This is a genomic window from Enterococcus sp. AMC1623 (assembly GCF_058216495.1).
Window position 1 is genome coordinate 3,133,236 of record NZ_CM177096.1, and the last position, 12,662, is coordinate 3,145,897.

General features: G+C 37.1%; 12 protein-coding genes. 10 read left to right on the forward strand and 2 right to left on the reverse strand.

Features of this window, described 5'->3' with window-relative positions; genetic code table 11:
- Positions 1–2: 2 nt before the first annotated feature.
- From AC4BC7_RS15410 to AC4BC7_RS15440, 7 genes are all read left to right on the forward strand, one after another.
- Positions 3–932 (forward strand): 3-oxoacyl-[acyl-carrier-protein] synthase III C-terminal domain-containing protein, encoded by a 930-nt coding sequence (locus AC4BC7_RS15410; RefSeq protein ID WP_490503320.1) that lies wholly within the window; start codon positions 3–5, stop codon positions 930–932.
- Positions 933–1,207: 275 nt separating this feature from the next.
- Positions 1,208–3,025, forward strand: a complete 1,818-nt coding sequence (locus tag AC4BC7_RS15415; protein ID WP_490503321.1) for a sulfatase-like hydrolase/transferase — start codon at positions 1,208–1,210, stop codon at positions 3,023–3,025.
- Positions 3,026–3,149: 124 nt separating this feature from the next.
- Positions 3,150–3,713, forward strand: coding sequence for an elongation factor P (efp, locus tag AC4BC7_RS15420; protein ID WP_207942112.1), 564 nt, complete (start codon positions 3,150–3,152; stop codon positions 3,711–3,713).
- Between the two features lie 56 nt (positions 3,714–3,769).
- Positions 3,770–4,963, forward strand: a complete 1,194-nt coding sequence (locus AC4BC7_RS15425; protein WP_490503322.1) for a chloride channel protein — start codon at positions 3,770–3,772, stop codon at positions 4,961–4,963.
- Between the two features lie 221 nt (positions 4,964–5,184).
- Positions 5,185–6,219, forward strand: a complete 1,035-nt coding sequence (locus AC4BC7_RS15430) for a glycosyltransferase (RefSeq protein WP_490503323.1) — start codon at positions 5,185–5,187, stop codon at positions 6,217–6,219.
- 13 nt (positions 6,220–6,232) lie between these two features.
- A complete protein-coding gene (locus AC4BC7_RS15435; protein ID WP_207942115.1) occupies positions 6,233–7,147 on the forward strand; it encodes a phosphodiester glycosidase family protein in 915 nt (304 codons plus the stop codon).
- Positions 7,148–7,158: 11 nt separating this feature from the next.
- Positions 7,159–7,521 (forward strand): hypothetical protein, encoded by a 363-nt coding sequence (locus AC4BC7_RS15440; protein WP_207942116.1) that lies wholly within the window; start codon positions 7,159–7,161, stop codon positions 7,519–7,521.
- A gap of 80 nt (positions 7,522–7,601) precedes the next feature.
- Here AC4BC7_RS15440 and AC4BC7_RS15445 read toward each other — a convergent pair whose 3' ends face one another.
- Positions 7,602–7,904: a GIY-YIG nuclease family protein gene (locus AC4BC7_RS15445; protein ID WP_207942117.1), complete on the reverse strand. Its 303-nt coding sequence runs from the start codon at positions 7,902–7,904 to the stop codon at positions 7,602–7,604.
- Positions 7,894–8,631, reverse strand: coding sequence for a tRNA1(Val) (adenine(37)-N6)-methyltransferase (locus AC4BC7_RS15450; protein WP_490503324.1), 738 nt, complete (start codon positions 8,629–8,631; stop codon positions 7,894–7,896). The genes AC4BC7_RS15445 and AC4BC7_RS15450 overlap by 11 nt, the downstream gene beginning before the upstream one ends.
- Before the next feature lie 227 nt (positions 8,632–8,858).
- On the opposite strand from AC4BC7_RS15450, the gene licT reads away from it, so the two are divergent.
- From licT to AC4BC7_RS15465, 3 genes are all read left to right on the forward strand, one after another.
- Complete coding sequence (gene licT / locus AC4BC7_RS15455) at positions 8,859–9,698, forward strand: BglG family transcription antiterminator LicT (RefSeq protein ID WP_207942119.1); 840 nt, start codon at positions 8,859–8,861, stop codon at positions 9,696–9,698.
- 139 nt (positions 9,699–9,837) lie between these two features.
- On the forward strand, positions 9,838–11,715 hold the full coding sequence (locus AC4BC7_RS15460; protein ID WP_490503325.1) for a beta-glucoside-specific PTS transporter subunit IIABC: 1,878 nt from the start codon (positions 9,838–9,840) through the stop codon (positions 11,713–11,715).
- A gap of 84 nt (positions 11,716–11,799) precedes the next feature.
- The gene (locus AC4BC7_RS15465; protein WP_490503326.1) at positions 11,800–12,612 is read left to right on the forward strand and encodes a histidine phosphatase family protein; all 813 of its coding nucleotides are present in this window, start codon (positions 11,800–11,802) and stop codon (positions 12,610–12,612) included.
- Positions 12,613–12,662 lie beyond the last annotated feature (50 nt).

The following is a 12,662-nucleotide window of genomic DNA, read 5'->3' on the forward strand; positions in this document are numbered from 1 at the left end:
AGATGAATCATGTGGAAATTAAAGGGTATGGCACAAGCTTACCAGAACAAACCGTACATTTTGAAGACCAAACACGTTATCGAATTTCTGGAGAAGAAACTCAGTTACGTTTAGCAGTTGAAGCAAGCGAACGTGCGTTGAAAAAAGCCGATTGTACAATCGACGACATTGACTGCATTGTTGCAGCAAGTGCAGTAGGGATTCAACCAATTCCGTGTACTGCCGCATTGATTCATGAACAACTAGCACAAGGATTAGACATTCCAGCAATGGACATCAATACGACTTGTACTAGTTTTGTAACAGCACTAGATATGGTTTCTTATTTAATTGAAGCTAGTCGGTACAAAACAGTATTAATTGTTGCAAGCGAAACAGGTTCTTTAGGTTTAAATCCTAAGCAAAAAGAAAGTTATGAATTGTTTAGTGATGGCGCTGCTGCGATGATTATTACGCAAACGACCGAAGAGAAAGGCATTCTCTATAGTTTGCAGCGTACTTGGTCAGAAGGAGCCCATGCCACAGAAATTCGTGGCGGGTTAACGAATTTTCATCCAAAATTTTATACCGAAGCAACGAAAGAGGAATACATGTTTGATATGCAAGGACCTAAAATTCTTTCGTTAACTATCAAAAAATTACCCGCGATGTTCCAAGAATTCTTAGAGAAAAGTGGGTTACAATTACCAGAGATTGACCAAGTCATTCCACATCAAGCAAGTCGAGCGATGCCGTTACTAATGAAAAAATTAGGGATTCAACGCAAACAGTATATGGATTTAGTGGATGATTATGGCAATATGGTCTCCGTGTCAATTCCTTTTGCTTTATGTCAAGCTTTGGATGAAGGGCGCGTACAATCAGGAGATATGGTTGTACTTTTAGGAACAGCAGCTGGTTTGACTACCAATATGTTGGCGTTGAGACTTTAAACATAAAAAAGCTTTGAATCGTAGCAGATTCAAAGTTTTTTTTATGTTTGTATTTTATGTAAACGTAATTACTGACTAGCACTCTTTTTCGTGGCGACCATCAGCTAAGCTTTCTGATGCAACGTTTTAGGCTGAAAGTTTTAACTTTCTTAATAACTAGCCCTATTTAATCAAGCTTTACTTGAGTTAACTTTAAATTTTCGTTACAAAAATGCTTCTAATCTAACGCCTATGTTATAATGAAAGGTAAGAGAATAATCAAAGGAGGATCTTACATGCTGATTGGATTGATTATTTTAGTAGCATTTGTTATCAAGTATGCACCTGAAACGAAAAAAGCACGTCGTTTAAGCGGTCTCTATATAGCATTTATTTATCTTTCATCTATTTTTTTCTTCTATAATCAAGCGAGCATCTCTTGGGATTGGGGCAATATTTTTCTTCCTTTGACCGGATTACCTGCGAGTGCCCTAATAGTTGGAGCGACAGTTTTTAGCATTGCGAGTATCATGGGATATTTTTTTCATTTGGTACGCTCGAATCGAATTCAGAAGACATATACGTTAACCCGTCGGAATTGGGTGGCTTTTTTATTGTCTGCTACGCTGATTTTTAGTGGCGCTTTGGCATATTCAAGTAGTCGTTGGGCAATGAATGGAATTGGCAATATGCGTTTTGACCAGATTGTGTTTGCAATGACGCAACCTTTAAATGGCAGTGATCCAGGACAAATTCAAGCATTTATTTTACAACCATTATTGGAAGCTGTTTTATGGAGTACACCATTAATTTCACTGATGTATCTCTTTACGACTTGCAATGTGCAGTTTGGACGCAAGTCGATTAGTCGGCGAGTGTTATCTACTCGTTTAGTCTGGATGTTAGGCCTATTTGGTTTAGTTTTTGGGATTTCAATGAGTGCGAAAGAAATCGGCTATGCGGATATTAAAGCCTATTATTTCGAAAATACTGAAATCTATGAAAACTATTACGTTGATCCCAAAGAAGTTGAATTGAAATTTCCTAAGAAAAAACGAAATTTAGTGTATATCTTCTTAGAATCAATGGAAAGCAGTTATATGTCAACGGATTTAGGTGGAAGTCAAGAATCCAATTTGTTGCCCAATTTATCATCCTTATCTGAAACAGAAGGCATCCACTTTTCAAATACTACTCAAGTAGGTGGAGGGATGCTGCAAGTCCCTGGTGCGAACCAAACAGCCAGTTCGATGGTTGCGCAAACGTCAGGCGTGCCGTTACGTCCGTCTGCTAGTTTTGGTTTATCAGATGGTTCTGGTGCCAATAGTGCCGAATATTTCCCAGGAGCCTATTCGCTAGGGGAAATTTTAGATAAAGAAGGCTACAATCAAACCTTATTAATCGGTTCAAAAGCGGAATTTGCTGGTCGTGATAAATATTTCCAACAGCACGGCAATTATGAAATTCGTGATTATTATTGGGCAATTGAGCAAGGCTTGATTCCTGAAGATTATTATGTTTGGTGGGGCTATGAAGACAATAAACTCTTTGATTTTGCTAAAGATACCTTAAATGAGTTATCTGCCAAAGAAGAACCGTTTAACTTTACGATGTTAACAGCAGATACCCATTTTGAGGATGGTTATGCCACAGAGGAAACGCCGGATTTATTTGGCGATCAATACAGTAATGTGATTCATGAGTCTGATCGTCAATTGATGGCATTTTTATCTTGGATGAAAGAGCAGCCTTTCTACGAAAATACGACAGTCATCTTATGTGGGGATCATTTAACGATGGATAGTGACTTCTTTGATGATTTAGATCCAGAATATCAGCGAAGCGTGTTCAATCTATTTTTAAATACCAACAAAAAAACAGTTAATAATCAAAATCGCCAATTTAGTGCGATGGATATGTTTCCAACGACTTTATCTGCATTGGGCGTGAAAATTTCGGGCAATCGCTTAGGTCTAGGAACAAACCTATTTTCTAAAGAGCCAACGATTATCGAAAAATTGGGCTACGATACCTTTGAATCAGAGCTCATGAAACGTTCAAAATTCTACGATGAAAAATTAATTATGAATGAAGGAACGACTGAATCAGAATAACGGCACTCATCTTGTGAATAGCAAGGTGAGTTTTTTTGTTATTTAATTAACAATACTAGCTTATTTGATAGGCTTCTGCTAAAATGGAAAAGGACGATTTTAAGAACAAAGGAGACGTTAAAACATGATTGCAGCAAGTGATTTAAGAGCTGGTATGACTTTTGTACAAGATGGTAAATTAATTAAAGTATTGGATCAAAGCCACCACAAACCTGGTAAAGGAAACACAGTAATGCGTATGAAACTAAGAGACGTACGTACTGGGGCAACTTACGATACAACTTTCCGTCCTGATGAAAAGTTTGAAAAAGCACACATTGATACAAAAACAGTACAATATCTATATACAATGGAAGATACAGCATATTTCATGGACTTAGAAACATATGACCAATATGAAATTCCTACTGAAGTAGTTGCTGAAGAAATGAAATATATTTTAGAAAACATGGAAGTTAAAATCCAATTCTTCGGTTCAGAAGTAATCGGTATTCAATTGCCAAACACAGTTGTTTTACGTGTTGAAGAAACACAACCATCTATTAAAGGTGCAACAGTAACTGGTTCTGGTAAACCAGCGACGATGGAAACTGGTTTAGTTGTCAACGTGCCAGATTTCGTGGAAGCAGGCGAATTATTAGAAATCAATACAGCAGAAGGTACTTACTTAAAACGCGCTGGTAAATAATAAAAAACGTTAAGTAGTGAAAGCTGCTTAGCGTTTTCTTTTTGAGGAGAGAAATTATGGAAATTACTGGTAAAAAACAAGAAGTAGCAATTATTAGTTTGTTGAGTATTTTTATTGGGTTAATTGTTGGTGGTGTTGATACGCTTTTTGGAAGAGTTTTACTTGCGCTCACTGAATTTCGAGAGGCGCACTTTCTTTACCTCATTCCATTTTTAGCACCTGTTGGAATGTTGTTTGTTTATGTATTTTTGAATTATGGCAAAACTAGTTCGCAAGGAATGGGTCTGATTTTTCAAGTAGGTCATAATGAAGAGGATCTCATTCCAAAACGTTTAACGCCTTTTGTTATTGTAGGGACTTGGTTGACACATTTATTTGGTGGTAGTGCAGGTCGTGAAGGTGTGGCGGTTCAAGTAGGAGCAACTGTTGCGCACTGGATTGGCAAACTAATTAAAGGTGTCGATGCAAGCCAGTTTATTGTTATCGGGATGGCGGCAGGATTTGCAGGTCTGTTCCAGACACCTATTGCGGCAAGTTTTTTTGCTATGGAAGTTTTAGTGATTGGGAAATTGCGTTATGATGCGTTGTTACCAACGATGATTGCTGCTTTTGTCGCAAGCAATACGTCTGCATTTTTAGGATTAGAGAAGTTTTCGGTTGCCTTGGATGTGCCAATTACTTTTGATGTTTGGTTTGCACTTAAATTAATTGTTTTAGGAATGGCTTTTGGTTTTAGTGGCTGGGCATTTTCAGGTAGCTTAAAATGGGCGAAAGGCTTCTTAGTGAAATATATTCCGAATGCGGTCCGTCGTATTGGGATTGTGGGAATTATTTTAAGTATTTTATTCGTGCTCTTTTTCCAAGGCCGCTATTCAGGTCTAGGTACAAACCTCATCAGTTTTAGCTTTAATGGTGGAACGATTGAACTTTATGACTGGCTTTTGAAATTAATCTTCACGGTACTTACTGTGAGTGCGGGCTTCCAAGGCGGCGAAGTAACGCCACTTTTTGCAATCGGTGCTTCACTTGGAGTCATTCTAGCACCCGTTTTGGGAATTCCTGTAGTTTTAGCCGCAGCGTTGGGTTATGCCAGTGTTTTTGGTAGTGCCACGAATACACTGTTGGCGCCCATGTTAATTGGTGGCGAAGTATTTGGTTTTAATTATTTACCTTATTTCTTAATTGTTTGTGGTATTGCGTTTATGTGTAATGGTAATCGTAGTATTTATGGCAATCAAAAAATTGGCTAACAAACTGGGGCTTTTGCATTTTATGCAAAGACCTCAATTTTTTGTTTTCATCAAAAAATGAAACAAAGGCTCGTTCTAAGTACTTTATGACTAAATATTCTTCGTATCCATTTTTAGCGATGGTCTTTTGAATAACATTCAAAAGGCCTTTTTTTTTAAGGTGACTTTAAGGTAACTTCGTATAATCAAAGGTATCACTACATTGAATGGAGGAGTTACCGATGAAAGAAACCGTCTTATTGATCCCCAGTTATCAACCGGATGAACAGACACTCGCTTTTCTTCGAGTGTTAACAGAAGCTAGCACTGTTCCAATTGTTGTTGTTGATGATGGAAGTGGTGAAAAGTATCAGTTTTTATTTGAAGAAATGCAAACGTTAGGCATTACCGTATTGTCCTACTCAGAGAATCATGGAAAAGGATATGCATTGAAGCATGGCATGACCTATATTATGGACAATTATCCCGCTGCACGTTGGTTAGTGACAGCCGATAGCGATGGGCAACATACGCTAGCCGACATTCAGCAAATGATTGATCACTATCTCCCAATTTCAGGGAAACTTTTATTAGGTGTGCGTCAGTTTTATTTGAAGCAAACACCATTGCGTAGCTGGTTAGGTAACCGCATGACAACGTGTATGTATTATGCATCAACAGGTATTTGGCTAACAGATACACAAACGGGCTTACGAAAATTTTCATTGCATGATATTCCTGAATTATTGATGATTTCGGGAGAACGATTCGAATATGAAATGAATCATCTATTAGAACTACCTCATAAAGGGTATCAGTTAGCTACCATCCCCATTACTACTGTTTATGAAGAAAATAACCAAGGCTCACATTTTCGAGTGATTCAAGATTCCTTCTTGATTTATAAACCACTTGTGACTTTTTTATTTGCGTCACTCTCGTCTTCAATCGTTGATTTGGCATTATTTGTTCTATTAAGTTTAATTGTTGGAGAATCAGCTGGTGCGTTACTTTTTGCGACCTCGTTTGCACGGATTTTATCTGGAGTTTATAACTATCAAATTAATCGTATCGTAGTTTTTCATTCGCAGCATAGTATGCGTCAATCGTTTTGGAAATATGGCATCCTGTTTTTTACCCAATTGCTCCTTAGTTGGTTAGGCGTTTCTTGGTTTAATACAATGATATCGTCTGTGTTTATTAGCAAGATCCTGGTTGACAGTTGTTTATTTATCGCTAGTTTTATTATTCAGCGGCGAATGATTTTTGCAAATTAAAGGAGGACATGAGATGAAGCGATGGTTTAAGAAAAAAATGGCAGTCGTCAGCATATTTATTCTGCTTTTGATAGGTGCTGACAGTTATGTGTTATTAAAGGCGTTCGTTTTACCCCAAGCTGAAACAGTGATTGCTAGCAATCAGATTGCAAGTGAGTCAACCACTACAGACGAAACGACTGAAACAACGGAGCCAGTTATTACTGAAACGAGTTATTCCGATGAAAACATCCAACTTACGATTGATGAACAAGTTGTTAATAATACAACAGCTTATGTAGTGGATATTCAAGTATCTGATCCAAGTTATTTGAAGACTGCTTTGGCACAAAATACGTATGGTCGCAATATTAAGGAAGCAACTTCGACGATTGCCGAAGAAAATAAGGCGATTTTAGCGATTAATGGTGATTTTTATGGGTTTAGAAGTAGCGGCTACGTCTTGCGTAATGGCAATTTATATCGTGAAAGTGGCGTTGACGGACAAGAAGATTTAGTCATTGATGAAAATGGCGATTTATCAATTATTGATGAAGGCGAAATATCGGCACAAGAATTATTAGATAGTGGTGTTCAACAGGTTTTATCGTTTGGTCCAGCATTAATTGAAAACAGTGAAATCGTGGTGGATACTGCTACTGAAGTGGGACAGTCGATGAGTAGTAATCCAAGAACTGCCATTGGACAAATTAGTGAAAACCATTATGTGTTAGTGGTCTCAGATGGCCGAACTGATGAGAGTGAAGGATTGAGTTTATATCAATTAGCTGAAGTATTCCAACAAGTGGGTGCCACAACAGCCTATAACTTAGACGGAGGCGGTTCAACGACCTTGTATTTCAATGGACAAGTTATCAATACGCCCGTGGGTGGCCAAGGAAGCTCGGAACGTTCTGTTAGCGATATTGTGTATTTTGGTTATGAATAGGAGGAAAATCAATGATTCCCAAAACTATCATTCGTTATGTAATAAGTAGTATTTTCTTATTTATTTTTCAAGTTGTGTATCATCAATTCAGTCATGGTGTCGTTTCACCAGCTTTACGCTATATCTGGATAGTTCCTATCGTAGGGCTAATTATCTGGATAGTTGTGGCAAGTGTTAACCATTCAAAGTTGTCTTTTTTATACCATGCCGGAATAGTAATCTTAATCAATGGTTTCATTTTACAAGGTATTTTAGAGATTGCAGGAAGTGATTCTCCGTATATTGTCTTTTATTTTATCGTTAGTTTCTTATGTATAATCGTTGCTCTCGCTAGAATATTAGTGAAAAAAACGCCAGAAAGAAGGAATGTATAATGTTGTTTCTCTTATTATTTATCTTTGGTTTAATCTGGATGCTCTTACCCAAAAGAATTGTAAAATAAAAAAGTGTGTCTTCAATGAACTGAAGACACGCTTTTTTCATCTAGAACGGAAAGCGACGGATTGTTTTTAAGATAAATTTCTTTTTGTTTACGAGATAATTTCTTAAAGGCAGCTTCGGCTTTGGTTGCTTCGCTGCGAGTCTCGAAGACTTCCGCATGAATCATTTTTAAGGGACGTCGACGAGCCAATCGAGTGTATTTAGCACCCGTTCCAGCGTTGTGTTCTGCTAATCGTCGCGTTAAATCAGTTGTGTACCCACCGTAAAAGGTCTGGTCTTTACATTCTAAGACATAAAAATAATGTTTAGTTTCCATACAGCATTTTCCTTGTCTCAGGATTGTAGTTTCCATCTTGGTCATACGTAATTAATGGCGGAGCGACTTTAAAACCATCTTGCTTGCCATCTTTTATGCCTTCGATTAATAGAATATTCGCTTCTTTACCTACTTTAGGATAGACAAATTGAATTCGTTTGGGAACAATTCGATGGCGACGCATGCTGTCAATAATATCCAAAAAACGATCAGGACGATGAACCATTGCGAGTCGTCCATTGGTTTTTAAAAGTTTACTCGATACATGGATGACTTCATCTAAACTGGTGTGAATTTCATGCCGAGCAATCGCCAAATGTGGATTCGGATTTTTAATGCCTGTCTCACTATTTTTGAAATAAGGAGGATTACAGACTAATAGATCAACCGAATCCCCTTTGATTTTTGTTAAAGAGTTTGTTAAATCCATCGTATAAACGGTCATTTGTTCTTCCAATTGATTTAATTGAATGCTTCGTTGTGCCATGTCGGCTAATTTTTCTTGTAATTCGATTTGATAGATGTGAGCGTTTGTTTTACGACTAATAAACAAGCCAACTGCGCCATTTCCTGCGCATAAATCAACAATCTTTCCACGTTTGGGGATGGCTGGAAAATTGGCCAATAAAACCGCATCAAGTGAAAATGAAAAGACTTTTGAGCTTTGAATAATTTGAATATCATCTGCATACAATTGATCAATTCGTTCGCCTTCGTTTAAATACATGCAAGTGACTCCTTTATAATAAAATAATGAGTTTATTATACGCTATTTTTATAAATAAAAAAATATATTGAAAAGGGTTGCATTTTGTATTGCAATTCTCTAAATCTTATGTTAATATCATTTTTGTGATACGGATTGTTACTGCAAAGCAGGCAAAACCAGAACGAACCAAACGAATTTGTTTAGGGGGAGTCTAGGTTTTTTTTGTTGTATAAAGAGAGGTCGCCATGATTATTGATAAAGTGTTGAATAATAATGTTGTTCTTTCTAGCAATGATGCTGGAGAAGAAATCATTTTGATGGGCCGTGGGTTAGCTTTTAAGAAAAAAGTTGGAGATGAGATTGATTTGTCGTTTGTTCAAAAAGAATTTGTGTTAAAAGATTCTTTTACGGGGCGTCAAATGGAGCAATTATTCTCAGATATTCCAAGTGATGAAATTGATACTGTGAAGAAAATCGTTGATATGGTTGAAGCTGACTTAAACGTAGAATTATCTAATAATATTTACATTACGCTGACAGACCATATTCATTACGCTATTGTTCGATCAAAAGAAGGAATAGAAATGCCGAATCCGCTCTTGCTGGAAACACAAAAATTCTATCCAAAAGAATTTGCAGTAGCGCAAAAAGCATTGGTTTTAGTCGAACAAGACTTAGGTGCGATATTACCCGAGACAGAAGCAGGATTTATTGCTTTTCATATTGTCAATAGCCATCAAGGGAATGACAATATGCAGACTACCATGCAAATGACGGAAATCGTGCGCGATATTTTATCGATAATTAGTCGTTATTTTGGAAAAACCCTTGATACACAATCGCTAAATTATCATCGTATTGTGACGCATCTACAATATTTTGCACAGCGTTACTTAAAAGATGAGTTGTCTGATGAACAAGATGAATTTTTATTTGCTTTAGTGCAATCAAAGTATCCTAAAGCATATCAAACAGTTGAGCGTATTGACGACTATTTAATTAAAGCTTATGGAAAATCATTAGGTCAATCAGAAAAAATCTATCTAACCATTCATATTGAACGAGTGGTGACAGATAAAAAATAACATTCAATCATTATAGGATTGTTACTGACAGACAGGCAAAACCTAGATTGAAAATAGAGCACGAACGTAGCTATTTTTTCGTACTCTTTTTTCAGTCTAGGTTTTTTTGCATAGAAAAACTATAAAGGAGAGAAAGAAAATGAGTAAAAATAGTGAAATTGCTGCTCGCGTCCTAGATGCTGTTGGCGGTAAAGAAAATGTGAACAGTGTGGTTCATTGTGCGACACGTTTACGTTTTGTTTTAAAAGATGAAGGAAAGGCTGATACAGAGCGTTTAAAACAAGACAATGATGTTATTCAAGTTGTGCAAAGTGGGGGACAATATCAAGTCGTTATTGGTAGTCATGTAAGTGATGTTTATCAAGAGTTGACATCATTAGCTAATTTTGGTGGCGGAGATGCTGCTAAATCAGATGGTAAAAAAGGAAATATTTTTAATCAATTTGTCGATATTATTTCTTCTATTTTTACACCTTTCTTAGGAGCAATGGCTGGGGCAGGGGTCTTAAAAGGATTCTTGACATTAGCAGTTACTCTAAACTGGATTTCAGCTGAATCAGGTGTTTACGTTATCTTGTTCTCAGTTGCCGATGGTTTATTTACTTATTTACCAATTCTTTTAGCATTTACGGCAGCTAATAAATTTAAAACAAATCCATTTTTAGCGGTTTCTTTAGCGATGGCCTTAGTTCATCCATCAATTACTGCTTTGGCAGGTGCAGGCGAAAGTATTTCGTTCTTTGGTATTCCAGTTATTTTAGGTTTAAGTGGATATACATCATCAGTTATTCCAATTATTTTAGCTGTTTATGTTCAAAGTCATATCGAACGCTTCTTTAAGAAAGTAGTTCCTAGTTTCTTGCAAATTATTGCTGTCCCATTATTAGTTTTCTTAATTATGGCACCTGTAACATTTATTGCAATTGGTCCTTTAGGTACAATCATTGGTGATTGGTTAGGCTCTGCTTACAATGGCATCTATAACTTTAGTCCACTTGTTGCAGGAGCTGTCATGGGTGGTTTATGGCAAGTATTCGTTATGTTCGGTATGCATTGGGGCTTTGTACCAATTATGATGGTGAACTTAGGCCAAGTTGGTTTTGATACGATGGTACCAATGTTACTACCTGCTGTATTAGCACAAGGTGGTGCTGCATTAGCAGTCTTCTTCATTACGAAGAGCGTTAAATTAAAAGGTTTAGCTCTTTCTTCAACGATTACAGCAATTTTTGGAATTACAGAACCAACAGTATATGGGGTTACACTACCATTGAAAAAACCATTTATCGCAGCGTGTATTTCGGGTGCTATTGGTGGAGCATTTATCGGTTTTAGTAATGTGTCCAACTATACATTTGGTTTAGTTAGTGTTTTGAGTTTGCCAGGATTTATTCCACAAGATACAAAAGATATGTCAGGAATGATTGCAGCTGCAATTGGTATGGGCGGTGCTTTCGTTTTAGCCTTCATTCTAACGTATATTCTTCGTTTTGATGATCCAGTAGAAACAGCAATTGCAAAACCAGAAGCTCCAGCTGCGACTGGAACAATCGCTAAAGAACGTACAGTCTTAGTAAGCCCATTAGAAGGGAAAATTGTTCCTCTAGCTCAAGTTCCTGACCAAGTATTTGCTTCTGGCGCTTTAGGAAAAGGTGTCGCAATAGAACCAGTTGTTGGGAAATTATTTGCTCCAGCAGATGGGACAGTTACAACTTTATTCCCAACAGGTCATGCGGTTGGTTTAACAACGACTGATGGTGCAGAAGTATTGATGCATATTGGGATGGACACAGTTAGTCTTGAAGGTGAGGGCTTTGAAACAGCCATCAAACAAGGCGATACTGTTAAAAAGGGTGATTTATTAGTTACATTTGATATTGAAAAAATCAAGGCCGCAGGTTTACCAATCATTACGCCAGTTGTTGTAACGAATACAAATGAATATCTAGATGTATTAGATATGGAACAAACAGAAATTCTACCAGGCGAAGATTTCTTAACTATTGTTCCCAATTAAATAATAAAATAATTTCAGGCAGGAATGTCTGAAATTATTTTTGAGAATTATTGAAAACGCTTACCGTTCGAAAGGAGAGCAACGATGAAAAAATTAATTTTAGGTGTTATTTTAGGATTTGTGGGAGTAGGTTTAATGGGATGTTCAAATGGAGGAGATGAGGCTTCCTCAGCTGAATCAAGTGCGCCAAAAGAAGAGGAAATCACCTTATACTTGACACGACATGGCAAAACAATGTTAAACACCATGGATATCTCACAAGGTTGGGTGGATTCACCGTTAACACCTGAAGGAATTGAAGTGGCTGAGAAATTGGGTGAAGGCTTAAAGGAACAGAAGATTACCTTTGATAGTGTGTATAGTAGTGATGCTGGTCGTGCTCGCGAAACTGCTAAATTAATTTTAGAGCATAGCGGTCAAGAGTTACCAATCAATGAAGATGCTCGATTTAGAGAAGCAAATTTTGGTTCTTACGAAGCCAAACCTAATATGGAAATGGCAGCAGCTGCCGCAGAAGAGGCAGGTATTACTTTAGATGAATTATTAGAAATGCTGCAAACAGATACGATTGGTTCGATTCGTTTATTATCTGATGCATTGCATGATATTGATGCCAAAAAAGATGCTTCCGAAATGGGGTGGCCAGCAGAAAGTAGCAAGGAAGTAATCGATCGTTTGGTTGCGGGGACAGATGATATTATTAAAGTCGCTCAAAAGAATGGCGAAAAAGATATTCTCGTTGTTTTCCACGGAAATAGCATCATTAAATTGTTGTATGCGCTAGATCCGACTTCTAATCCAACAATGATTGAAAATGCAAGTATTTCAAAAGTTATTTACAAAGACGGTAAATATACAGTTGAATCTGTTAATGATACTTCTTACATTAAAGAGTAGAAAAAACTTGTCAACAGCGTTTTTTTTCTGCATACTACATTTAATGAGTA

Bases quoted from the DNA above. Each gene is read 5' to 3' on its own strand.
- AC4BC7_RS15410 (WP_490503320.1), top strand. From the start codon at position 3: ATGAATCATGTGGAAATTAAAGGGTATGGCACAAGCTTACCAGAACAA.
- AC4BC7_RS15415 (WP_490503321.1), top strand. From the start codon at position 1,208: ATGCTGATTGGATTGATTATTTTAGTAGCATTTGTTATCAAGTATGCA.
- efp (WP_207942112.1), top strand. From the start codon at position 3,150: ATGATTGCAGCAAGTGATTTAAGAGCTGGTATGACTTTTGTACAAGAT.
- AC4BC7_RS15425 (WP_490503322.1), top strand. From the start codon at position 3,770: ATGGAAATTACTGGTAAAAAACAAGAAGTAGCAATTATTAGTTTGTTG.
- AC4BC7_RS15430 (WP_490503323.1), top strand. From the start codon at position 5,185: ATGAAAGAAACCGTCTTATTGATCCCCAGTTATCAACCGGATGAACAG.
- AC4BC7_RS15435 (WP_207942115.1), top strand. From the start codon at position 6,233: ATGAAGCGATGGTTTAAGAAAAAAATGGCAGTCGTCAGCATATTTATT.
- AC4BC7_RS15440 (WP_207942116.1), top strand. From the start codon at position 7,159: ATGATTCCCAAAACTATCATTCGTTATGTAATAAGTAGTATTTTCTTA.
- AC4BC7_RS15445 (WP_207942117.1), bottom strand. From the start codon at position 7,904: ATGGAAACTAAACATTATTTTTATGTCTTAGAATGTAAAGACCAGACC.
- AC4BC7_RS15450 (WP_490503324.1), bottom strand. From the start codon at position 8,631: ATGTATTTAAACGAAGGCGAACGAATTGATCAATTGTATGCAGATGAT.
- licT (WP_207942119.1), top strand. From the start codon at position 8,859: ATGATTATTGATAAAGTGTTGAATAATAATGTTGTTCTTTCTAGCAAT.
- AC4BC7_RS15460 (WP_490503325.1), top strand. From the start codon at position 9,838: ATGAGTAAAAATAGTGAAATTGCTGCTCGCGTCCTAGATGCTGTTGGC.
- AC4BC7_RS15465 (WP_490503326.1), top strand. From the start codon at position 11,800: ATGAAAAAATTAATTTTAGGTGTTATTTTAGGATTTGTGGGAGTAGGT.